This window comes from Corynebacterium sp. HMSC074C11 (assembly GCF_001809455.1).
Taxonomy (GTDB): domain Bacteria; phylum Actinomycetota; class Actinomycetes; order Mycobacteriales; family Mycobacteriaceae; genus Corynebacterium; species Corynebacterium amycolatum.
In genome coordinates, this window is sequence record NZ_KV797727.1 from 22,990 (window position 1) to 45,774 (window position 22,785).

A 22,785-nucleotide genomic window follows, 5' to 3' on the forward strand; every position below is an offset into this window, starting at 1 on the left:
CGTAATTTTTCCACTTTTTGAAGAAAATCTAAATAAGAAGAGACACCTTCATTGTGATTGTGCCCCGTGTCACATAGCTGCAACCCCTGCAGCGTGCCCTCATCGAGGACGTTCTATGTCGTAGACATGTGCCTGCAATGCGTGTCTGTGTCTCTCTCTTAAAAGGTTTGGGTCGAAATACCGCAAAATTACGAAACACCGCCGAAATGTGACGTGTCTATGCAGGTCACAGTGTTATCACGTGTTTCGTAGTTTTGTTCTTTTCGTTTGCGGAAATCACGAAACCGCAGGTAGAGCGTTTCGTAATTTTTTCGTATTTTGATCGGCAAATTACGAAACGAGGCCAAAACTACGAAACGAGCACACTACAGACGTGTCACAGGTCACAAAATGCGCGCCACGGACATGTTGCAGTGTGGCAGTATCTCGGCCGTGTCACATCGCTAGATCTGCTGCAGCTGCACTGTCACCGTGCTGCCGTACGTCATAGACACACGTCTGCAATGTGTGTCTGTGTCTCTCTCTTAAAAGGTTTAGGTCGAAATACCGCAAAATTACGAAACATCCCCGAAATGTGACGTGTCTGTGCAGGTCACAGCGTTATCGCGTGTTTCGTAATTTGGTTTTCCGATTTTCGTAGTTCCACGAAACCGCAGGTAGAGCGTTTCGTAATTTTTTCGTATTTTGATCGGCAAATTACGAAACGAGGCCAAAACTATGAAACGAGCACACTACAGACGTGTCACAGGTCATAAAAAGGCGCGCCCCTTGCGTGTCACCGTGCTGCAGCGTCCCGGCCGTGTCAGCTAGCTACAACCCCTGCAGCGCGCCCTCAATGAGGACGGTCTATGTCGTAGACATGTGCCTGCAATGTGTGTCTGTGTCTCTCTCTTAAAAGGTTTAGGTCGAAATACCGCAAAATTACGAAACATCCCCGAAATGTGACGTGTCTGTGCAGGTCACAGCGTTATCGCGTGTTTCGTAATTTGGTTTTCCGATTTTCGTAGTTCCACGAAACCGCAGGTAGAGCGTTTCGTAATTTTTTCGTATTTTGATCGGCAAATTACGAAACGAGGCCAAAACTACGAAACGAGCACACTACAGACGTGTCACAGGTCACAAAGAGGCGCGCCCCTTGCGTGTCACCATGCCGCCACACAACAGCTGCCCCACCACAACACCCCAGCCGTGTCACGTGGCGTGTAGAGACGTACTCGGATCTGTCTTTAAAGTTCAGGTCGCAGGCTATTGTGCGCGACGCATAAGTTTCGTACGATGGCCTCTAGACCGTATGTGGCGTTTTAATTCGTTTCTGGTCTAGCCAGCCGCATACGGGGGATAACCCCGAGGATAATTCACAAAGAGATAGTCTCTCGACCGTGATAGGCGCGGTTCCTCCGACGAGATAGACCGGTTGGCAACGGCATTGCCAACCACAAAAGCGGTCAGGTAGGGAGTAAGCGCTCCCGTAAAGCAATGGGACGGCAGACCACCGTTCTAGCGAGTTGAGCACGGCACTCCAAGCCGCCTGAATAGCAAGCCGGTAAAGCACCCCGCTCCGGGACAGATCAATCTGCCCAGGAGCGTTTTTCTATGTCCGAAAAGGACACGACTACCGCTGTCGCGCCACGCTTTTACACGCTGCAAGAACTCACCGATCTCGGTGTCGGCTCTGAGTCCACGTTGCGAAAAGCTATTAAAGAGGGCCGTCTTTCATTCCACCGTTTCGGCACCGCCTATCGGATTCGCCAAGACGATCTCGACGCCTACCTCGCGGCCGCACGCCGCCCTGCCCCGCAGCTATTTGACGGCTTCGTCGATGCCGTCGTGGATGCAGCGCCCCAACTGACAGATGAGCAGCGCCAGCAGCTCGTCACGGTGCTGGGTGGTGCGAAGCACTAGTGCGGACAAACCCGCCTACGACGAGATCCCGCCGCTTAGCTCAGCTAGTCAGGCTGGGTCTTGAACTGAGTGCGAGGGCTGATGGGTGATGGCCGTGCTACTACACACGCGCGCTCCACCGTCGTGCCCCGAGTCCAAATAAACAGTTCATTCAACCAAGGAGAACAAACCATGTCTTTCAGAGACGATTACGCAGCAGCGCTGCGCGATGAGCAGCAAGCAAAAGATACCGTGAACGAGGCGCGCCGTGCACACAAAGCGACAAAGGAGCGCCTTGCGCAGTTGCGCAAGTATGCCGAAGAGTTCGAGGTGAATCTCGACGGTGACAAGTCCGCCAGCACCGAAGGGGACGGTGACAAGTCCGCCAGCACCGAAGGCGACAGCGATACACCTGAGAACGGTGACGGCGACACGCCTGAGAGCACCGAGGGCAGTAAGCCGAAGCGGCATCTAGAAGTTGTACCCGACTAACCCTTTAGCCGTACACGCAATCACCTCATGTGTGTACGGCCACGCGGCGTGACGACGTACAGCCGTCACGTTTGATGTCGCCACACACCCCGCTCGCAAGGGCGGGGTTTTCGCGTGTGTGCGGGTGGCTGCGGCACCGCTACACGTGACACTGTCACGATGCTTGCGCCGGTATCGGCGACGGGGCATATACACGTCTGCCCCGTCGCCTGGATCATCCGCCACATGGCTGGCGGTATGTCGCGCTGCTGTTATGCGCGGTTCTGGCCGGCATAGTCTTGTGTGGACTTGAAATATGCCGAAGACGGGGCCGTGGGTGCAGCAAAGACAGCAGCGTGGACAGAGCAGATTTCAGCAGCTGTGCTGCTGAAGATGCAACCGCGACGGCAGATGGTATGCGGCGCATGCCGCATAATGCCGCGTCGTGAGATACGCCAATATCCATCTCGGCAGGCTTGCCGTGATGGAGCGTTTCGTGATGACCCAAACACGACACATCGATGCTGGCATATCCGAATGTATATCAACGGGATATATCGGATTGCCGGCAGTGTCGTGATGCAGAGCATGGGTCATCACACAAGGTGCAGCGCCAGCTGCACTATTGGGCATCTTGACCGGAGCGCAAGCGGAGGGCAAGACAGCACCAGCCAGACCGAGCGAGCGAGGTCTGAGACTGGGGCTGTAGGGGGCGGCGCGCCAGCGCCGGGCAGCGGGTTATGCGAGCGCCAGCGAGCAGTAATACCCGGTGCAGTGCCTCGGCTATGCCGAGCGCCGGAGCGCAGCGGAGGCGTCGCACCCCCTTATGCCCTTTTCCCCCTTCTACCCCTATAACGACAAACATATAGGGGTTTTGACACAGAAGGGGGCTGCGACCTGCGTGTTTCGGGTCTTAATGCGGTCTTCGACCCTTACCCGAAACGGCCCGTTGATGCGCGAAGCGCACATGGTGCCTACGCAAAACCTGCAGGTCGCCACGCTGTGCGCACCACATGCGGCTACGTCCGTTGTATGTCGGTCTTAAAGTAAGGGCCGATGACGGGTGGAAACGCCGCTTGCGGCGTCTTCCCGCGTCATCGCGCACGCCGTGTGCAACGTGAGCTTGCGAACGTGCCACGGCGTCGAACTGAACGGCAAGACCGACATCGCCTACGTGGTGCGCACAGCCACACCCTGCACCGTGACACCGCCGTTAGGCGGTTATTGCAGGGTGGTGAAAATCCCGCAGCGAGCCATCCGCCGCCAGGCGGTGTTGATGCTGCTGCGGGGGTAACGACACGGGCTGAGTAACACACTCCATATCGGCCCGTGCCATAAGCACAGTATCGGTGCAGACGCATCACGCTCGCGGCGGAGATATGCGCGCAAGCGCATGTAATGAGCACCGCCAGCGACGTGTGTTTCGCGAGCGCCCGCTCGCAGCAGATCCAGCGGCAGCTGTTGATGCAAATGTGTAGCGCCGCGACTCGATTGGTTCATCTTTGTGGCAGCGGCTGTACGGCCCTGTGGCGGCCGTAGACGCCTCGGATGGACGGAGTGCGCGTGCAGAAGAACAGTTTCAAGACGTCGCTGTTCGTCGTGTATCTGCCGAAGTCGATGTGCAAGGAGATCCCCGACTACTACACCAGTGAGGTGGACGGGCGCGAAGTGAAACGTCCGCGCTATGTCGCCCGCGACTACGAGGAAGCAAAGCAGTACCTCGAAGAGTCAATGCGCTGGCTTGCAGAAAACTTCATCCCCGGCGGTATCGACGCAGTCGCTGGCGGTGATATGAACTTTGACGAATCAACGCCACACATCCAGTTCCAGGCGGATACGTTCTCACCGAAGCCCGAAGATCCCGACAAGCTCCGTTGCCGCCCCGGCATCGCGTACAACACTGACACCTCAGTGCGGTACACATCCGGCCCGAAGAAGGGCAAGCAGATCTCGGGTAACCAGAAGTTCATCGACGCGCAACGGGGCCTGCGCGAACACATGCACTCGCTCGGCTATCCGGTCGAGCTGGAAGTCTCTGAACGACACGACGAGTCGCTGAACCTCGACCGCTACACCGAGCAACAAGACCGGGAGCGCGATCTCGCCAAGCGCGAGGATGATGTGGAAGTCAAGAAGCGATCCGTGCAGCGCGACATGGACGCAATTGATCGTGACCGCGAGCAGGCTGCTAAGGAACTTGAACAGGCGCAAGAAGCCCGCGAAGCAGCCCAGCGCGTACAGGAGAATGCTGAAGCACAGGCTCGCGAGGTTGCCGAGCGTGTGCTCAAGGAAGCACGCGAGAAGGCCGAGCAAGAAGCCGAAGAGATCCGCAGCGAAGCACGCAAGGATGCTGAGCAGGAGTTGGGCCTGGCCGAAGCGCAAGCAGACGAGCTGCTCGAACGAGCCGAAGAGACTGCGCGGGCCAAGGCGGGCGATATTACAGCCGCAGCTCGCAGCGAAGCAGAGACGATCACTCGCAAGACCGACGAGGCCCGTAAGCAGGCTGAGCGCGACGCCGAGACGATCCGCAGCAAAGCACGAGATGAGGCCACGAGCATCCGCGACGAGGCCACACGCGACGCTGCAGTAACGCGCAAGGATGCCCGCGATGAGGCTGATCAGATCCGCCGCAACGCGCACACGGACGCCGAAGATGAAGCCGCCATCATCATCGAAGAAGCGGTGAAGTCAGGACAACAGTTGGAGCACTTGGATAAGAAGTTCCTGGTGCAAGAACTGCATCGCAGCCCAGAGTTGCTTGAGCGTTACACGCTGTTCAGGCAGTCGCAGACCTCAGGCAAGAAGGGCGGGGCGCAGCAGCGTGCACGCGAGCGCATCGAGAAGCGCCGCCAGCAGCAACAGCAGCGTGATCGTGATGGCGGTATGGAGTTGTAGCACTGCTCTCCCCTGCCCTGTACGGCCTTCTGCGGGCCTAACAGGGGGCCGTCGGCGTCGTAGGTCATTGGCGGCGGGTAAACGGCTGATATTCAGCGAAAATCGAAGAAATCTCGGCTAGGCGGGGCCGGTGTCACTACGTTGCGCAGTGAATTGGCCTGTTGAGTGGCGGAGATAGTGCGCAGCACGTCGGTGTGTACGACGGGGCATGTGCTGCGCAGAAGAGATGTCCGTAGAAGGGCCGACAGAATGTCGTTGTCATTCTGTTGCGTAGTAAAGGTGTCAATAGGATGACAAACCACTTCACTGCCCAATTCACATGTCATTAAAGTGACAGGGCATTTGATTGCGCAGTAAACGTGTCGATGAAATGGGTGCCCAATACACAGTGCAACCTACGTGTTAATGAAATGTCACAGACACTACATAGTGCAGTGAGTTGCGCAGCAGAAACGCCAGTAAAAGCACCGCACCACTGCACCGTAAAACTGCACAAGTGATTCGCAGCAAATTGGCGTGTGAAATGGTTGAAAAAATAACCCCGCAGGTTTCCCTGCGGGGTTTCGTAGTTAGAACGGTACTTCTTCGCCCTCAGCGCCAGCCAGGGCGGCGGTCGCCGCCTCGCCTCCGCGACGGGCAGCGCGAGCAGCGGACTCCTTCTTGGAATCGATCAGCTGCACCGTGTCGATGCGCGCCACCAGCGGGTACTGCTTCACACCGTCCTTGTCGGTGTAGACGTCGGTCTTGAGCGAGTAGCTCACCGCAACGCGATCGCCGGAGCCGATGCAGCCGAACACACCGGGGTTCGCGGCGTCCTGGACGTAGCCGGTCAGCTCCACGATCTCGCTTTCCACCTTGCCGGTGGACTTGTTCTTGAAGGTGTTGCGCGCATAGACGCTGAGCTTCACCGTCGCGCCGCCGTTTGCGTGCTCGAACAGCTTGGGTGCGCGAGCTGCGTTGCCGACGATGGTGCCGTTGTTGAAGGGGTTGGACATGTTGGTTCTCCTTACGTGAGTGGGTGTGATTTGCCGTGCAATTTGGGTACTTAAGCAGCTGCTTTGCTGCTGCGGGGCGGTTGCGCTGTCGTTACAACACTGCCCAGGGCAGCGGTGTGCCTGCCGCCTCTAGGTCGCGCAGTTCTTGTGCTGCGCCCGGATCGGCGTCCTCGCCGTCGATGCCGTCGGCGAGCTGGTAGAGCAGTTCCAGGTCGGTGTGGGTGATGTCGCGCATCACGTGCCTCCTTGTTCGGATTGATGGTCAATCCGTCTGTTGGAGACAGCTCTGCTGTCTAAAGGTCACTCCCCTGCCTCGTTGCGGTGTCTGTCGTCGCAAGCCAAGGCCCCGCGAGAAAAAGAAACCCCGTTGCATTGCTACAACGGGGTGTGTGGTGCTACTCGGCAAACAAGATCGTGCGGGTCTTCTCAGCGCCCTCGCGGACAAGCTCGACCATCCGCTCGCCCTGGCCGATATCGGTCAGCTTCGCCACCAGCGACGGGAAGTTCTCGTCTGGCCCGATCTCGGTGGCTCGCTGCGCAGCCACGCCAGCTAGCCCCGGCTGGCCTGTGGCGTGAGCGAGCACGGCAACAGTGGCGGTGAGCTGCGAGCGCATGCCTGGCCAGCTGGTCGGGACAGCGCGCATAACCTTCTCTATGAACGCAAGGCCCGCCTGCGGGTCATCGAGCAGTGCGGCAAGCAGCGTGTCCCGCAAGCGCGGCGTGGTGAAGCATTTCAGCGCAGACCGAACAGCGCGAGCGCTCGGCTGGGTGATCCCTGCCGCCGCCTGCTCATACTCACGCTGCAGCACGTCTGCGAACATGGGCGGGATATACGCCAGCGCGTCTTCGATGATGTCGGCGTGCTCGGCAGCGTCGATGCCGTGGTCAGTGCTGTTCAACCGTGCCTCGATGTCGTCTTTGCTCGGCTCCGGCAGCTCGCCGGTGTGCTCTAGCATCTGCTGCAGCGCCGCTGATGCGGCGACCTCGCCGACAACACCGTGGCGCGGCTCGTCGATGAGCGGATGCTGGTACACAGACCACCAAGCAGCCCCAGTGACGATCTCGGGCACCTGCACCACCCCGAGCAGCGGCGGTAGCGGCGAGGCCCCGCTGGTGAGGTACGTGGCCGTCTCGTCGAAGACCGGCTGCGCAATGTCATCGCTGATCATGTACGCGATAACAGCGTCGAGTTCGAGGTGGTGGACCCACGCTGCGAACCGCTCGCGGCTCTCGGTGAGCTTCTCCACTGCTTCGTCCAGGTCGAACCGTGCGACCGGGCCGAGGCGGACGGTGTCGACGCCCTCGTCGTCGACGAAGAACGCGAGGATCAGCGAGTTGTTCGGGTAGAACCCGAGGATGCCGGGGAGGTTCGCGAGGATCTCGCCGTGGGATGCAAGCGTGTGAGAATGGGTGGACATGGCAGTGCTCCTTTGCACGAATACGGGGTGTATGTGGTCAATCCCGTATTCGGCCCGGCTCTGCCGGTCGCAGGCGTATCCCAGCAGTGCAGCACTCATGTGTGCCGAGCGTCGCTAGCGCAGCCTGATGCCTTCTCGCCGGGTGCGAGCGCTAGCGACGCAGCCTGTGCTTAAGCGTCGGCTTCGATGCGCTTGAGAGCGCGATAGATCGTCGGCCGCGAGACGTTAAAGGTGCGCGCTACAGCGCTGACGGACTTGCCGCCGTCGATAAGCTCCTTGGCCATCTGCGCCTGCTCAGCGCTGAGCTTCGGCTTGGGGCCGGCGACCCTGCCCTGTGCGCGGGCGTGCGCCACGCCCTCACGGGTGCGCTGGACAAGCAGGTCACGCTCCCACTCGGCAAAGACTTGCCATGACGTTGATAACCACCTTGTCGGTGGGCTTCGACGTGTCCAGCGCTGGCTCCAACACCTTGACGTTGATGTCACGCTCGGCGAGGTCAGCGATGGTGTTCACGGTGTCCGCGAGGCTGCGGCCGAGCCTGTCCAAGCGCGTGACAACGAGCGTGTCGTCGGGGCGCATGTACGCCAGCGCGTCATCAAGACCAGGCCGTTGCCAGTTGGTGCCGGAGATGGTGTCTGAGTAGATGTGGTCCGGGTCGCAGCCAGAGCCTGAACGCTCAGATGACTTCGAGCCTGACTTCTAGCCTGGAACCGCTGGTAGAAGTAGCTGTATCTGAGGCAATGTCGAAAGAGCCTAAGAGCCTGCACGAGGCAGCAGAAGCCTCTAAGAAGGCTCGCAGCGCTCTGCTCCAGGAGAAGGAGTCCAACGAAAAGCTGCTGGAGGAGATACGCGCAGAACGCAAGCAGTATAACGACGATATGGAAAAGTCGAACACGAACTTTATTAAGGCCTGCATGTCTGCCTCGTGGATTGCAGCCAGTGTTCTCTTCGTTGCTATCGCACTCGTTGCTGTCGGAGCCTTGGGGAACGGGCTGCTAAGTATGCTCGGCATACCCGACGGCGTGTCTGCCTTGTGGGGTCACGTCCAGGAGGCCAACGGCATCGGCCCAACACTGGGCTGGTTGGCGTTAACACTTATCGTCATAGGGGTTCTTATAGCGCTTATGACCTGGATGTTGTCCCAGGCTGCGCCGGGTATTGCTCACTTAGTCGAGGAATACCGTCGCAATCACCCGAGGAAAGAAACGAACCACTAACTAGAACACGTGCACCGTAAAAAGTAAAAATCCCCACAACACAGCGTAGCGGTTAACCGCTACGCTTCTTTTATGCTCTTCCTATGCCCCAACTTTGCAACAGCACCAATAAACTGGCGCCCCGGTTATAAGTTGGGGCGCCAAGTCGATGTGCTCGAGTCGGGGGATGTTAGTGGCCGGTGCCAAGCCGGCCAGACAGGCGGTTCAGCCGGTCCTGACTGGGACCGTCGAGCCCGATAATGGACACGGTTTTGCCTCTGTCCTGGAACTTCTGCGTAATCGCGTCAAAGGTCGCGACCGTGGAGGCATCCCAGATCTCCGCCTCAGTGAGATCAATAGTGATATGACGGGCAGAATCGGTGTAATCAAAGCGATAAACCAGGTCATTGCTTGATGCCCAAAACAACTGGCCATGCACCCGGTAGGTACGAGTATCAATCTCTCCATCGCCGTCGCCGTCGATCTCGGAGACCTTTTCAATGGAAGCGATATGTGCCATCCGACGGGCGAACATGATCATCGCGGTGACCACACCCAACACCACACCAATGGCCAGGTTGCTGGTGGCTAGGGTGGCAATAATCGTCACGGCCATAACAATGGTCTCAGAGACCGGCATGAGTTTAAGGGTGCGTGGATGCACCGAGTGCCAGTCGATGGTGCCGACCGAGACCATGATCATGATTGCCACCAGGGCAGCCATCGGGATCATGCCAACGATGTCGCCCAGTGCCAGGACCAGGACCAGCAGGAACACACCGGCTAACAGGGTGGATAGGCGGGTACGTGCCCCGGATTCGCGGACGTTGATCATGGTTTGACCGATCATCGCGCAGCCACCCATGCCGCCGAAGAAACCGGAGGCAATATTAGCCACCCCCTGTCCCCAGGATTCACGAGTTTTATCGGAATGAGTGTCGGTGATGTCATCGACGAGCTTGGCGGTCATCAACGATTCCATGAGACCGACCACGGCCATGGCCAGGGCATAAGGCGCGATGATCTGCAGGGTCTCCAACGTCCACGGCACGTTCGGAATAAACAGGGACGGTAAGGTCTCCGGCATCTTGCCCATGTCCGAGACCGTCGGGACAGTCAAACCGGCGGCAATGACCAAACCGGTGAGCACGATAATCGTGACCAGCGGGGCGGGGATCACACTGGTGAGCTTGGGGAAGAAAATCATGATCACCACACCCAAGCCGACGAGTGGGTAGACTATCCAAGGCACATCAATGAGGTGTTCGAGTTGGGCGGTGAAAATCATAATGCCCAGTGCATTGACGAAACCCAGCATCACCGATCGGGGGATAAAACGCTGAAGTTTCGCCACACCGAGGGCGCCGAGCACGATTTGTAGGACACCGCCCAACAGGACGGTGGCGATGAAATAATCCATCCCGTAACCACGCGCCACAGGAGCAATGACTAGGGCAATAGCCCCGGTGGCGCCGGTGATCATTGCCGGGCGGCCACCGGTAAAGGCGATCGCAATGGCCATGACTACCGAGGAAAACAGACCCATGGCTGGGTCAACACCGGCAAGGATGGAAAAGGCAATGGCCTCAGGGATCAGCGCCAGGGATACCGCCAGTCCGGCCAGAATCTCTATACGGATACGGGCGGGGGAAGAAAATGCGTAACGGAAGGATGCGATGATCCCGGTAGGGGCATCAGCGCCGTCTGGACTCAGGAGGGGGCGGGGGGCCGCCGTGCTAGTTTCAGTCATAGATGTCCAATCTTTGAGGGGATAGGTAACTGGGCGAACGCCCGAAAGGAATCCAACCCTCTAGTAACTTTAGGTTTGGTGATGGTGGTCATGGTAGCGGGAGTTTTACTCAACCGCCAACCCAGGCACAGGAACCCGTGGGCAACATCACCGTGAAGGAGAACAGGCAATGCAAAACAGTAATTTCAAGATCGGCGAGGTCGTTGACCAGACGGGGTTGTCGATTCCCACCTTGCGTTATTATGACAACGTCGGCCTGATTACCCCATCGGGGCGTAGCCCTGGTGGGTTCAGGCTTTATAGTGAGGCTGATGTACGTCGTGTTTTGCTGGTGCGACGGATGAAACCGCTGGGGTTTACTCTGGATCAGATGCGGGAATTCCTGGAAGCTGCGGAGATTCTTCATAGTTCAGATGGCGGGCAGGACAGTGATACCGCACAGCAGGCACGGAGTAATGCCAAGGCCACCCTTGCCGACATTCGTGAGGAGACGCGCACCCGCTACGAAAAGCTACGCAAGCAAATTGCCTACGCTGAGGAATTCCTCGATCTGGTCAACACCCTGGTACCCTAAACTGCCCCCATCCTTCGCAGGGAGAAAAAGACCATCGTATTAAATGCGCTCTGTCGAATCGCGTTCCAGATGAAGTGGACGAACGCCCGCGGCCTCTCCGGAGTGGATGGCGATAGTACAGAGGACTTCTGAAATCCGTGCAGACGACTCCTCAAAACGACACAGTCATCCAAGGTCACAAAATCGAAAATTGTCACTTAACCCCATCACTTCCAAACCGGCTTAAGTGACAAAATGCCATCGCTAAAGTCCCGATTTGAGTCCCAGGACGTGCGCCTTAAGAGAAATAACTAAAGCCCCTACCAGTGTTTCTCCTGGTAGGGGCTTGGAAGTTGGTAGCGGGGGCAGGATTCGAACCTACGACCTCTGGGGTAACAAGAGCCGTGTCATACTTCCTGCGAACGCCACGGTTGAGCAGTGTCGCCCCCGATACACGAAGGCAGATCTCCCCCGAACTGCCGGCTCCCGTGGCGTTCCTTCGTAAGAGCTTTGCGCGCCGCAGCGCATGCGCGCGATTGTTGACGTGTCACACACTGCAACCTAGTTCCACACGATCTGCACCGATTCAGGGTTAAAGGTCTTGGTGCCGCGCACGCCACGGCGCAGGCGCACCTGGCACAGGGTATTGATGACTCGGCGCTGCACGGCAAGCTCTGCGTTGTCGAAGGCATCCACGGGCGAGGCGTAGCCGGTTGTGTCGAGCAGCGCCGATGCGCCAGCAAGACGGGCACGGCGCGTTTCGAGTTTCTCGATCTGCGGCTCATAACGGTTTCGCGCGCGCTTGAGGTCACGGGCCTCGATAAGCTCCTCATCGTAGTCAGCCTGGACGCGGGCGAGCTTTGCGCGAAGCTCAGCGAGTTCGTCGTCGATGGCGTTGACCTCGTCGTCGTCCACAGTCGGCAGCAGGTCCGCCAGGTCGTCACGGCCAAGGCGGGCGCGGATCACGGCGAGCACAAAATCATCGACGCTATGTGTGCGCACTAATCCACAGGCGGCGCAGCGGTAGCGGTCGGCATGTGTGCGCACGGGGTTGCCACACTCGTCGCAGACATACAGACCCGAGCCGAGATGGCGGCGAGTGTTCCGGCGCTCCTTGTTGGTCAGCCGGTCGGGATCGTCGAGCACGTTCTGCACGCGCCACCACAGATCTGGTGTGACGATCGGCTCCCACTGCCCTTTCACCGGCTCGCCGGTATCGGGGTCGCGGACGATATGCGTGACACGGCGGTATTTGTTCTTCACGCCTTTGCGCTTGGCCTTCTTATAAGTGGAGTAACCCGCATACACGGGGTTGCGCAGGATCGAGTGCAACGACGTGTAGGCCCACGGCTGCGCGTCGGGAACCGGCTTTTCTTCCTGGCCTTCAGCGCGGCGTCGAGCGTTGCGCTCTGTGACCACGGTGTACATATGGCGCGGCGTGGTCGGGATATCCGGCAAGCCCGGTTGATCGACCCCAGATAAGGCGCGCGCAATGTCGCGCATGGAGTTGCCCCTCTCGACAGCGCGGAACATACCGAGCACGGCGGCGGCTTCGGATGGAATGATCTCGCCGGTGGAGGTGTAGCCGATAGGGCGCACACCGCCGGAGTACCAGCGGCCCTGCTCGGCGCGTTGCTGTTGCGCACGAGACTGGCGCATGCTCTTTCGCTCGATCTCGCCGCGTGCCACGGCTGCTTTGATGCGCGCGTACATTCTGCCGCCGTCGGTGGCAAGGTCAGCATCACCGTTCGCAGTGACGAGTTTCAGCCCCTGCTCCTCTGCCCTGTCGATCCACTCTTCGAGCTGCCAGGGCTGCCGTGTGAGGCGGTCGAGGTCCCAGCAAATGATCGCGTCGATCTCGCCGCGCTCAAAGGACGCCACCATCGCGTCGTAGTCGGGGCGGTCCACGTCCTTCTTCGACGCGGAGATCGACTGATCGACGTAGGTATGCACGACGTCCCAGCCGCGTTGCTCGGCAAGGGCTTCGCAGTCCTGGCGCTGCCGGTCGATGGCGAGGCCGTCCATGGCAGCATCGAGCGAGATACGGAGGTAAATAGCAGCACGTGTTGTCATGCCGCTAACACTAGCGCGCCTCAGGTTACATTGAAACGAAACTCCACCACATCACCGTCGTGCATGATGTAGTCCTTGCCCTCCTGGCGGACCTTGCCCTTGGCCTTCGCTTCAGCGATTGAGCCGGCCTCAACCAAGTCGTTGAAGGACACAATTTCGGCCTTAATGAAGCCACGCTCAAAGTCAGTGTGAATCACACCGGCAGCCTGCGGAGCCGTAGCGCCCTTGCGAATAGTCCACGCACGAGCTTCCTGCTCACCAGCAGTCAGGTAAGTCTGCAGCCCCAGCGTGCGGAAACCAGCGCGAGCAAGCGAATGCAGGCCCGGCTCAGTCTGACCAATTTCGGCCAGCAGCTCATTGCGGGATTCCTCATCCAGCTCCAGCAGGTCCGACTCAGCCTTCGCATCGAGGAATACACAGTCCGCCGGTTCCACAGCGGCGGCCAGATCCGCGCGGCGGTCCTCGTCGGCAAGCACTTCCTCGTCAGCATTGAAAACGTAGAGGAAGGGCTTTGCGGTGAGCAAGTGCAGCTCGCGCAGAGCCGACAGCTTCACATCATCGGAAGCAGCGAAGAGGGTGCGCCCCTCTTCCAGTACGGCATGAGCCTGCTTGGCGGCCTCAACCTCGCCGACCTTGTCCTTGTCCTTCTTGGCTTCCTTCTCTAGCCGCGGCAGCGCCTTCTCAATAGTCTGGATATCCGCCAGAATCAGCTCGGTTTCAATCACACCGATGTCAGAGGCCGGGTCGACCTTGCCGTCGACATGCACGACGTCGTCATCATTGAAGACGCGGACGACCTGACAGATCGCGTCAGCCTCGCGGATGTTGGCGAGGAACTTGTTACCCAGACCTTCACCCTCGGATGCGCCCTTGACGATGCCGGCGATATCCACAAACGACACCGTAGCCGGAACGATACGCTTCGATTTGTAAATTTCCGCGAGCTTATTCAAACGGGGATCGGGAAGTTCCACAACACCGACGTTCGGCTCGATGGTGGCGAATGGGTAGTTCGCAGCCAGCACATCGTTGCGCGTCAAGGCGTTAAACAGGGTTGACTTTCCGACATTGGGCAGACCGACGATTCCAAGTGTAAGACTCACATTGCCCATCTTACGGGCTTGGGAAGACAGATTTGAACTCGCCCTAACTTCGTGAAGTTGCCCCCTATCCCCTGCGAACCCCCATAATGAATATGTGAGCAATAAACCCAATGAAGGCGAAGAGTGGACTGCACAGTCCGAAAAAGACGCTATCGATCACGTAATGGGATCGGAGCCTCTGTGTGTAGAACAGTCTCTGTCTATCCCCTCCGACGCCCATAAGTCAGCGGTAACGCAACCGGATTTGCCGGAAGATGCTGAGAATCTCGATGAGCTTATGAGCGAAAACGACTCCGAGTCCATCGACCGCGCCGACGTCATTGGCGAGGGCGCCCGATGGTTCGCAGGTTGGTGCCTGCGTTTCCTCATCACCGCAGCGGCGCTGTACGTCAGCGCTATGATTCTGGGAAAGATTTGGGCTGGCGTTCTGCCGATTCTGTTGGCCCTGATTGTCTCCACGGTGCTGGCTCCGCCCGCAGTGTTCCTGATGGAGCACCGCTGGCCCCGCGCGCTCTCCGCACTGACGGTCATCCTAGGCGCGCTGGCGGTGCTTGGCGGCGTTGTCGCGGTCCTCGCACCGACTGTGCAGTCGCAGTTCCCAGAATTGCGTCGCCAGTTCACCGACGGCATCCAAGAAGTCCAGAACATCATTCAGGCCCCACCATTTAACGTCAAGGATGAGCAGATTCTCGATGCTCTGGACCAGGGGTCCACATGGCTTCAGGAGCGCTCCGGCGATATCGCCAACACAGTCTTCCAAGGCATCTCGGTGGTCTCCTCGGTCGCCGTAACCTTGATGGCAATGCTGGTTCTGACGTTCTTCTTCATCAAGGACGGCCAGGACTTCCTGCCATGGCTCCGCCGCCTGACCGGACGTCGCCTCGGCTGGCATCTCACGGAGGTACTCACCCGCTCCTGGAACACGCTGTCGGGCTACATCCGCACGCAGGCTATCGTTTCGCTTATCGACGCGGTCTTCATCGGTGCTGGTCTTGCGATTTTGAATGTGCCGCTGGCAATGGTTCTGGCCGTGGTGACTTTCTTCGCTGGCTTCATTCCTATTGTCGGTGCTTTCACCGCCGGCTTCATTGCAGTGGTAGTCGCACTTGTTGCCAACGGCCTGACCACAGCAATCTTTGTCTTGCTCATCATCATTGCCGTCCAGCAGATTGAGGGCAATATCCTCTCCCCGATTCTGCAGTCCAAGGCTATGGACCTGCACGCCGCAATCGTCCTGCTGGTGGTTCTGCTCGGTGGCGGTATCTTCGGCATCATCGGCGCCTTCCTCGCGGTGCCAGTCACTGCAGTCGTCGCGGTCTGGTTCCGCTACCTCGGCGACCTCACAGATTTGCGTACGGGTGACAAGACCGCAAAGGATATCGAGTTCGCCACGGATGCCGGATCGATCTCCGGCATTCAGATTGAAGCTGCCGGCCGTGCGATGCGCGACCGACTGGCTTCGTTCCGCCTGGGCAGTGACGACTCCGACAGCTCTGCAGAGAGCGCCGTGAAGGCAGATGCTCGCACCGCCGGTAAGGTTTCCCCCGATGCTGGTCCGACCAAGCAGGAAGAGGGAACGATGACCAAGGCCTTCCATAAAGTCTCTGAAGTGGTCTCCGGGTCTTTCTCTAAGAAAAAGAAGTAAGGCGAAATTTTAAGACACGGGCGAGCCCACATACCGGGCTTGCCCGTATTATCACTAATAACCGGTAGGATACGCATTCGTGTCGAACAGATCAGCAATAACCCGTAAAGGCAGTGGAAACAAACCCCTGCTTCCACGCGTGCCAATGTTTGTGCCGCCGTTGCTGATGCTTCTAGCTGGCGTTATTGGTTTGCTCTTTTCTGTTCCCAACGGTTCGATTGGCAAGCCCTACTTCATTGCTTTTGCCGTGGCTGCTGTGGCCGGAACACTGTTGGTGGTTCCTCGCGGTCTGGTAGTTACCGTCGCTCAAATCCCCATTTTGTTCGCGCTTGTCACCTTTTTCACAGCGTGGTTTACCGGTTCTCTCGCCGATCCTGAAAATGGTGGCGCGACCGCGACGACCTCTAAACGCGCTCGCCTGGTGACCTCGGCATATCCCATCATCCAGCAGTTCCCGTGGCTGCTGGTCTTGATGATTATCTGTGTCATCATCGCAGTGTGGCGTTACCTCGAAATCACCCGCACCCAGGAGAAATCCCTCAACACCCAGCGCAAGGTCGCTAAACAACGCCAGCACCGTGACGAAGCCGCTGTCGAATCCAGCTCTCAGGTTCGCCGTCGTCTCGCCGAATCTGATCGCCGGGTCGCCTCTCGTACCCAGGAACGTCCTGCTTCACGACGTCCCGCTGCGGACATTATCCGAGATGCCGAAGCTCGCCGCCAGGCGCGCCAGCAAGCTGCACGCTCTCGGCAGGAGACTTCTCGTTCTGGTGCCCGACCTGCAGCGAACGCCAACTCGGCATCGCGCAACGCCGAGCAACTGCGTAAGCGACCAGTTGACCGTTCTGGGGAGCGTGCCCAGCAGCGCTCGAATTTCGCACAGCGGGCTCAGCAGCCAACCTCCCGTTGGCAGTCTCGCCCGCATCCGGGGCAGGTGCAGTTCACTCAGGATTCCACTTCGCCAAAATCGACTAGACAGCAGCCTCGTCGTCCGATTGAAAGGCCAAACGCACCGCAGCGGCCAACGCCAGAATTTCCCCGTCGTCAAGCTGAAGGAACGGCACGGATGTGGGGAGAACAGTCTTCACCGGAGTCTCCGTCCGAAAAGTCTCAACAGAGCCCCGCACGCCAAGTGGGCAACCACCGCCACACCGAGGAGTGGCCACCGCGACAGCAGCGCCCTCGCCAGGAGCGGATAACCGGCCGCGATAGCAGGTCTCGTTACCGCAAGTAGCTCGGGCTTGCACTTTTACCGTCACAGTTGCCCACAGGCAAATTTAGCCTGTGGGCAACCTGCGTTTATTAGCAGGGCGATCCGCCCCATCGTGTAAGTGTTGATGTATGTCGAAAATGGAAACGTCGGCCGAGAAACCGGTTCAGGTTCGGCGCCTGAACCAGTTAGTCAAGGACTATATTGAGCGCCTTGGACAGATTTGGGTCGAGGGGGAAATCGCCCAGGTCAACTCCAAGCCGAGCTGGAAGCTCTCCTACATCACTCTGCGTGACACCTCCGCGGAGTTTTCGGTGTCGGTGACTTGTTCTACCGCGGCTCTGCGCAATAATCCGTTGCGCAACGGCGACCGCGTAGTGGTTTTGGGTAAGCCTGCGTTTTATGCCGGGCGGGGGCAGTTTTCCCTGTGGGCTACGGAGTGGAGGCCCGTAGGTTTGGGGCAACTATTGGCACGGCTGGAACAGCTGCGCCAGGCGCTAGCGGCGGAAGGCCTTTTTGATCCACGGCTGAAACGCCCTCTGCCCTACCTCCCCAACAAAATCGGGTTGATTACCGGTCGCGGTTCGGCAGCTGAACGCGATGTGCTTTCGGTTGCGGGTGCCCGCTGGCCTGAGGTGGACTTCCGGGTAATCAACACAATTGTGCAGGGAGCCAAGGCTGTTCCGGAGATTATTGAGGCGCTGGCACAGCTCGACGCCGACCCGGAGGTCGATGTCATCATCGTCGCCCGTGGCGGTGGCAGTGTCGAAGATTTGCTGCCTTTTTCAGATGAGGCGCTGATTCGTGCGGTGAGTAAGGCGACAACACCGGTGGTTTCTGCGATCGGACACGAGCCGGATACTCCGCTGTTGGATTACGTCGCTGATTTACGTGCTGCCACACCTACGGATGCAGCGAAGAAAACAGTGCCCGATGCTGCTGAGGAACGCCGCCTAATTGCACAGCTGCGTGAGCGCTCCTCAGCATCTCTGCGGCGATGGGTTGACCGTGAAGTAGCGACCCTGCGGGATTTGACGTCGCGGCCGGTACTGCGCGATCCACTCACTCCCATCCGCGTGCGTGACGAGTTTGTCACGGCGCAGGTGGATCGGCTGCGTTTTCTCATTCACCGCAGTCTGGAACGCGAGGAAGCAGTGGTATCGGGATTGCGCGGCAAGGTTTCAGCACTTGGCCCCTCTGCCACACTCGCTCGCGGCTATGCCATCGTGCAGGCACAATCGGCTGCTCAGCCAGAACCACAGATTGTGACTTCTATTACAGATGCTCCGATGGGTTCCCAACTGCGAATTCGCGTCAGTGACGGTTCCATCTCTGCAGCGACGCTAGCTACGAAGCCGGCGAATTAGTAAGCAATGACTTTTCCAACCTTGAAGCTTTAATCACTAGATGTGAAGGACGTATTCGCTAATGAATGACAATGTTTTCGGCGCGGGTCAGGCTCCCTCTTCGGAGGAACAGGTACCGGTTGAGAACCTGAGCTACGAGCAGGCGCGAGATGCACTCGTCGAGACCGTCAAGCTCCTAGAACTCGGGCAGATGAGCCTGGATGAATCCCTGGCGCTGTGGGAGCGAGGCGAGGCGTTGGCCCGCCGCTGCGAGGAGCATTTGGCTGGCGCCCGGGCAAAGGTTGAAGCCGCCTTGGCCAGCAAAAATCAGGATGCCGCGACTTCGGCCGAGAATGGGGGCGGTAAGGAATAAAAAGAGACGAGGAACGACCGTCAGTGCACGTCGTTTCTCGTCTCGTCGCCGATAGCTGAGTTCAGCTATTTTATGGCCCTAGTTGGGATTACCAATCCAGGTGAGTGCTCGACTCGGCCTACTTTGCTGGTGCCGATGGCGTCTCGGACGCAGTCTGCTGTGGCTGTGACGGATCCGGCATTGTCGCGTCCGGATCGATTGGCTCGGCCTTCTGCAAAGCCGCCGCCAACTGTGTGAACTCCTCGTCGTTGGCAGTGCCCTCGATAATTGCGCGGGAGTCACCGAGGTCCCCAACCCATACGCGACGCACGTTGTCCTCAGCCGGCACATACTTAGTCCAGGTTGTACCTTCCACGTCAGTGGTACCGTCGCGGAGACGATTCTTACCGTCATCCGGCAGCTGACCTGCTTCCGCATCTGTTTGCGTGACCTGAATGAATGCTCCGCTAGCGGTGACATAGCCAATAATGGTCGTCTGCTTCCCCGCTGCCATACCCGCGCGGGTCGAGTTTGAAGTCCAGCCCTCAGGCACCTTCGGCAGGCGAACTGGATAGTCCACGCGCCGAGCCTCCATGTTCACGAATGGGGCGGCATCGACCTCGCGCACCGGACCGTTTTCCGGCTTCCCGGGGTTAAAACTGCACAGGCCGGTAAAGCCGATGGTGACAGCCACCGCAAGAAACATCACCACGAGGGTGAGAACCATGTCTCGACTGTCCTGCAAAATCCTAGGTTTCTCATTCGCCACGCGCTCAAGTATGCCAAAGGCCTCGCAACGAACCTAGTCATCAGTCGCATCCGCACAGCTGCGGCTAGCAATACTTGATGACGGACGCTGTCGACGTCGTCAAGCGAACTGACGCCGGAACAAACTTTTGATACCCGCATGATGTGGGGGTTTAGCCCTGAAGCTCCCCCCACTTTGGCGCTGCGTCCACCCCCGAACATGAAAAAGGTGGAACACTAGTAACAGATGCAATGGCGCTCAAAAGGACGCGCCAAACATCGATAAATAGAAATTGTTGCAGCGCCAAACCCCAGTTTCCTGGCGTGGCGTCTCCCAGCACATTCTCAAACCTCAAAAGAGTTCCTAAAAAAGACGGAAGGGCCAGAATTCAATGAACGCCTCGAATCCTGAAGCACCAGATCGCAACCTTGCGATGGAGCTCGTCCGAGTTACTGAGTCCGCTGCACTGGCAGCCGGCCAGTGGGTCGGCCGTGGTCAGAAGGAAAAGGGCGACGGCGCTGCCGTCGATGCCATGCGTCAGCTCATCAACACCGTGGCTATGAACGGTGTCGTTGTAATTGGCGAGGGCGAAAAGGACGAAGCCCCGATGCTGTTCAACGGCGAAAAGGTCGGCAACGGCCAAGGCCCGGCCGTTGACATCGCGGTTGACCCGATTGACGGCACGACTCTGATGGCTGAGGGCCGCCCGAACTCCATCGCTGTTCTTGCCGCTGCAGACCGCGGTTCCATGTACGACCCATCGGCTGTGTTCTACATGGACAAGATTGCTGTTGGCCCGGAAGCTGCCGGCAAGATTGACATCGAGGCTCCGGTTGAGCACAACATTAAAGCCGTCGCTAAGGCCAAGGGTCTGCGTCCGGAAGATGTCACCGTTGTCGTGCTGGATCGCCCGCGCCACGCTGACATGATTCGTGACATCCGCGAGGCTGGCGCCAAGGTTCGCCTAATCGGCGACGGTGACGTTGCCGGCGCTGTTGCCGCAGCGCAGGACACGAACTCCGTCGATATCATGATGGGCGTCGGCGGCACCCCAGAAGGTGTCATCACCGCATGCGCCATGAAGTGTATGGGCGGCGAGATCCAGGGCAAACTGCACCCGCGCGATGAGGCTGAAATTAAGAAGGCTCTCGACGCTGGACACGATCTTTCTCGTGTTCTGACCACCGATGACCTGGTCGCATCCGACAACTGCTACTTCGTTGCCACCGGTGTCACCAACGGCGACATGCTGCGCGGCGTCGCTTACCGCGGTAACGGTGCATGGACCCGCTCGCTGGTTATGCGCTCCAAGTCCGGCACCATTCGCCGCATCGAGGCTTTCCACTCCCTGGAGAAGCTGCGTAAGTACGCCACCATCGACTACGGCAAGGGCGAGATGCCTGACATCGATCTGTAAGTAACTACCCCTTTAGTGGTGCCCTCAGGGCACCACTTTTTTATCAATCTGATTCATACTTGAAGGCGAATGCGCTAGCGGCTCTGCATCGCATGAAAATGACATGCGAAATCGGCCGTTGTGCACGCACTCAAGTTCCCCTAACTGAAAGAGGCAACGAATGACAGAGCAGCAGTTCCGCATCGAGCACGACACTATGGGCGAGGTCAAGGTTCCGGTTAACGCACTGTGGCGCGCACAGACTCAGCGTGCAGTTGAGAACTTCCCGATTTCCGGCCGTCCGCTGGAGTCTGCACAGATTCGCGCTATGGGTCTGCTGAAGGCAGCTTGCGCCATCGTCAACAAGGACCGCGGCCTGCTGTCTGCTGAGCAGGCAGATGCCATCGTCGCCGCTGCCAAGGAAATTGCTGAAGGCAAGCACGATGCTGAGTTCCCGATTGATGTCTTCCAGACCGGTTCGGGCACTTCCTCCAACATGAATACCAACGAAGTCATTGCATCCATCGCAAAGGCCAACGGTGTTGAGGTTCACCCGAATGACCACGTCAACATGGGCCAGTCTTCCAACGACACCTTCCCAACTGCTACTCACGTCGCAGCAACCGAGGCAGCTGTCAAGGACCTCATCCCGGGACTGAAGGTTCTGCAGGAGTCCCTGGCTAAGAAGGCCAAGGAATGGGAGACCGTTGTTAAGTCCGGCCGCACTCACCTGATGGACGCTGTTCCGGTGACCCTGGGTCAAGAGTTCTCCGGTTACGCTCGCCAGATTGAGGCTGGCATTGAGCGCATCGAGGCGACCCTGCCGCGTCTGGGCGAGCTGCCAATTGGTGGTACCGCTGTTGGCACTGGCCTGAACACCCCGGCGGACTTCGGCGCCAAGGTCACCGCTGAGCTCGTCGAGCTGACCGGCATCAAGGAGCTGCGCGAGGCTCAGAACCACTTCGAGGCTCAGGCTAACCGCGACGGCCTGGTGGAATTCTCCGGCGCTATGCGCACCGTCGCAGTCTCCCTGAACAAGATCGCAAACGACATCCGCTGGATGGGCTCCGGCCCACTGACCGGTCTTGCTGAGATTCACCTGCCGGACCTGCAGCCGGGTTCCTCCATCATGCCAGGTAAGGTCAACCCAGTTCTGTGCGAGACCGCCACCCAGGTCGCAGCGCAGGTTCTGGGCAACGACACCGCTGTTGAGTTCGCGGGTGCTAACGGCGCATTCGAGCTGAACGTCTTCATCCCGGTCATGGCACGTAACGTGCTGGAGTCCGCTAAGCTGCTGGCGAACACCGCACGTGTCTTCGCTGAGAAGCTGGTCGACGGCATCGAGCCGAACGTTGAGCGTATGAAGACTTTGGCTGAGTCCTCCCCGTCGATTGTGACCCCGCTGAACTCCGCCATCGGCTACGAGAACGCAGCTAAGGTCGCTAAGACCGCTCTGAAGGAAGGTAAGACCATCCGTCAGACTGTTATTGACATGGGCTTCGTCGACGGCGAGAAGCTGACCGAGGAAGAGCTGGACAAGCGCCTCGACGTGCTGGCAATGGCCAACACTGATCGTGACTAGTTCTTTTCTGAGCTCAAAGGTGTGAATGCACCTTCCGTATAAGACCCCGGAGTCTCACTTCGTTGAGAGACTCCGGGGTCCTTTGTTTTGGTACTCCCCATTCGCAATGATCGGAGAGTGACTTCGTGTCCCCCATTCGACCCCTGCCATACTGCCGGGGATGCGCCCTGC

At 58.7% G+C, this 22,785-nt stretch carries 21 protein-coding genes; 12 read left to right on the forward strand and 9 right to left on the reverse strand.

Features of this window, described 5'->3' with window-relative positions; all coding sequences use genetic code 11:
* Positions 1-1,593 precede the first annotated feature (1,593 nt).
* The 4 genes from HMPREF2614_RS02915 (at position 1,594) to HMPREF2614_RS02925 (ending at position 5,247) form a co-directional block, all read left to right on the forward strand.
* Positions 1,594-1,902 carry a helix-turn-helix domain-containing protein gene (locus tag HMPREF2614_RS02915; protein ID WP_022865471.1) on the forward strand — a complete coding sequence of 103 codons (309 nt, stop codon included), beginning with the start codon at positions 1,594-1,596 and terminating at the stop codon, positions 1,900-1,902.
* Between the two features lie 171 nt (positions 1,903-2,073).
* Positions 2,074-2,373 carry a hypothetical protein gene (locus HMPREF2614_RS02920; protein WP_024058949.1) on the forward strand — a complete coding sequence of 100 codons (300 nt, stop codon included), beginning with the start codon at positions 2,074-2,076 and terminating at the stop codon, positions 2,371-2,373.
* A gap of 1,042 nt (positions 2,374-3,415) precedes the next feature.
* The gene (locus tag HMPREF2614_RS11025) at positions 3,416-3,646 is read left to right on the forward strand and encodes a hypothetical protein (RefSeq protein ID WP_070431900.1); all 231 of its coding nucleotides are present in this window, start codon (positions 3,416-3,418) and stop codon (positions 3,644-3,646) included.
* A 269-nt stretch (positions 3,647-3,915) separates the two neighbouring features.
* Positions 3,916-5,247 carry a hypothetical protein gene (locus HMPREF2614_RS02925; protein ID WP_016456429.1) on the forward strand — a complete coding sequence of 444 codons (1,332 nt, stop codon included), beginning with the start codon at positions 3,916-3,918 and terminating at the stop codon, positions 5,245-5,247.
* 569 nt (positions 5,248-5,816) lie between these two features.
* Here the strand turns inward: HMPREF2614_RS02925 and HMPREF2614_RS02930 are convergent.
* The 5 genes from HMPREF2614_RS02930 to HMPREF2614_RS11270 all read right to left on the reverse strand — a co-directional run bounded on the left by HMPREF2614_RS02930 (position 5,817) and on the right by HMPREF2614_RS11270 (position 8,305).
* Positions 5,817-6,242 (reverse strand): single-stranded DNA-binding protein, encoded by a 426-nt coding sequence (locus HMPREF2614_RS02930; protein ID WP_016456430.1) that lies wholly within the window; start codon positions 6,240-6,242, stop codon positions 5,817-5,819.
* 91 nt (positions 6,243-6,333) lie between these two features.
* A complete protein-coding gene (locus tag HMPREF2614_RS11105; protein ID WP_016456431.1) occupies positions 6,334-6,477 on the reverse strand; it encodes a hypothetical protein in 144 nt (47 codons plus the stop codon).
* 160 nt (positions 6,478-6,637) lie between these two features.
* Positions 6,638-7,660, reverse strand: coding sequence for a DUF4192 domain-containing protein (locus tag HMPREF2614_RS02935; RefSeq protein WP_049181628.1), 1,023 nt, complete (start codon positions 7,658-7,660; stop codon positions 6,638-6,640).
* Positions 7,661-7,830: 170 nt separating this feature from the next.
* On the reverse strand, positions 7,831-8,013 hold the full coding sequence (locus HMPREF2614_RS11265) for a helix-turn-helix domain-containing protein (protein WP_246815668.1): 183 nt from the start codon (positions 8,011-8,013) through the stop codon (positions 7,831-7,833).
* Between the two features lie 28 nt (positions 8,014-8,041).
* Positions 8,042-8,305 carry a recombinase family protein gene (locus HMPREF2614_RS11270; protein ID WP_371325817.1) on the reverse strand — a complete coding sequence of 88 codons (264 nt, stop codon included), beginning with the start codon at positions 8,303-8,305 and terminating at the stop codon, positions 8,042-8,044.
* A gap of 35 nt (positions 8,306-8,340) precedes the next feature.
* Between HMPREF2614_RS11270 and HMPREF2614_RS02945 the strand changes: the two genes are divergently transcribed.
* Positions 8,341-8,877: a hypothetical protein gene (locus tag HMPREF2614_RS02945; RefSeq protein ID WP_218079069.1), complete on the forward strand. Its 537-nt coding sequence runs from the start codon at positions 8,341-8,343 to the stop codon at positions 8,875-8,877.
* Positions 8,878-9,046: 169 nt separating this feature from the next.
* Here the strand turns inward: HMPREF2614_RS02945 and HMPREF2614_RS02950 are convergent, their stop codons facing one another.
* Positions 9,047-10,606: a SulP family inorganic anion transporter gene (locus tag HMPREF2614_RS02950; RefSeq protein ID WP_034664651.1), complete on the reverse strand. Its 1,560-nt coding sequence runs from the start codon at positions 10,604-10,606 to the stop codon at positions 9,047-9,049.
* A 169-nt stretch (positions 10,607-10,775) separates the two neighbouring features.
* Between HMPREF2614_RS02950 and HMPREF2614_RS02955 the strand changes: the two genes are divergently transcribed.
* Positions 10,776-11,180 carry a MerR family transcriptional regulator gene (locus tag HMPREF2614_RS02955; protein WP_048733850.1) on the forward strand — a complete coding sequence of 135 codons (405 nt, stop codon included), beginning with the start codon at positions 10,776-10,778 and terminating at the stop codon, positions 11,178-11,180.
* A 540-nt stretch (positions 11,181-11,720) separates the two neighbouring features.
* Here the strand turns inward: HMPREF2614_RS02955 and HMPREF2614_RS02960 are convergent.
* The gene (locus tag HMPREF2614_RS02960) at positions 11,721-13,232 is read right to left on the reverse strand and encodes a recombinase family protein (protein ID WP_070421670.1); all 1,512 of its coding nucleotides are present in this window, start codon (positions 13,230-13,232) and stop codon (positions 11,721-11,723) included.
* Positions 13,233-13,252: 20 nt separating this feature from the next.
* Entirely contained in the window at positions 13,253-14,335 is a 1,083-nt protein-coding gene (gene ychF, locus HMPREF2614_RS02965) for a redox-regulated ATPase YchF (protein ID WP_070560188.1), read from the reverse strand.
* Between the two features lie 94 nt (positions 14,336-14,429).
* Between ychF and HMPREF2614_RS02970 the strand changes: the two genes are divergently transcribed.
* The 4 genes from HMPREF2614_RS02970 to HMPREF2614_RS02985 all read left to right on the forward strand — a co-directional run bounded on the left by HMPREF2614_RS02970 (position 14,430) and on the right by HMPREF2614_RS02985 (position 18,909).
* Positions 14,430-15,980: an AI-2E family transporter gene (locus HMPREF2614_RS02970; RefSeq protein WP_070560092.1), complete on the forward strand. Its 1,551-nt coding sequence runs from the start codon at positions 14,430-14,432 to the stop codon at positions 15,978-15,980.
* A 79-nt stretch (positions 15,981-16,059) separates the two neighbouring features.
* Positions 16,060-17,214, forward strand: coding sequence for a DUF6542 domain-containing protein (locus tag HMPREF2614_RS02975; protein ID WP_070560094.1), 1,155 nt, complete (start codon positions 16,060-16,062; stop codon positions 17,212-17,214).
* 107 nt (positions 17,215-17,321) lie between these two features.
* Positions 17,322-18,557: an exodeoxyribonuclease VII large subunit gene (gene xseA / locus HMPREF2614_RS02980; protein WP_070560096.1), complete on the forward strand. Its 1,236-nt coding sequence runs from the start codon at positions 17,322-17,324 to the stop codon at positions 18,555-18,557.
* Between the two features lie 61 nt (positions 18,558-18,618).
* On the forward strand, positions 18,619-18,909 hold the full coding sequence (locus HMPREF2614_RS02985; protein ID WP_070560098.1) for an exodeoxyribonuclease VII small subunit: 291 nt from the start codon (positions 18,619-18,621) through the stop codon (positions 18,907-18,909).
* A gap of 118 nt (positions 18,910-19,027) precedes the next feature.
* Here the strand turns inward: HMPREF2614_RS02985 and HMPREF2614_RS02990 are convergent, their stop codons facing one another.
* On the reverse strand, positions 19,028-19,657 hold the full coding sequence (locus HMPREF2614_RS02990) for a DUF4245 domain-containing protein (RefSeq protein ID WP_083300192.1): 630 nt from the start codon (positions 19,655-19,657) through the stop codon (positions 19,028-19,030).
* A 370-nt stretch (positions 19,658-20,027) separates the two neighbouring features.
* Here HMPREF2614_RS02990 and glpX point away from each other — a divergent pair, with 370 nt between their 5' ends.
* Positions 20,028-21,053: a class II fructose-bisphosphatase gene (glpX, locus tag HMPREF2614_RS02995; protein WP_038626141.1), complete on the forward strand. Its 1,026-nt coding sequence runs from the start codon at positions 20,028-20,030 to the stop codon at positions 21,051-21,053.
* Positions 21,054-21,213: 160 nt separating this feature from the next.
* Positions 21,214-22,614, forward strand: coding sequence for a class II fumarate hydratase (locus HMPREF2614_RS03000; protein WP_048733835.1), 1,401 nt, complete (start codon positions 21,214-21,216; stop codon positions 22,612-22,614).
* Positions 22,615-22,785: the final 171 nt, after the last annotated feature.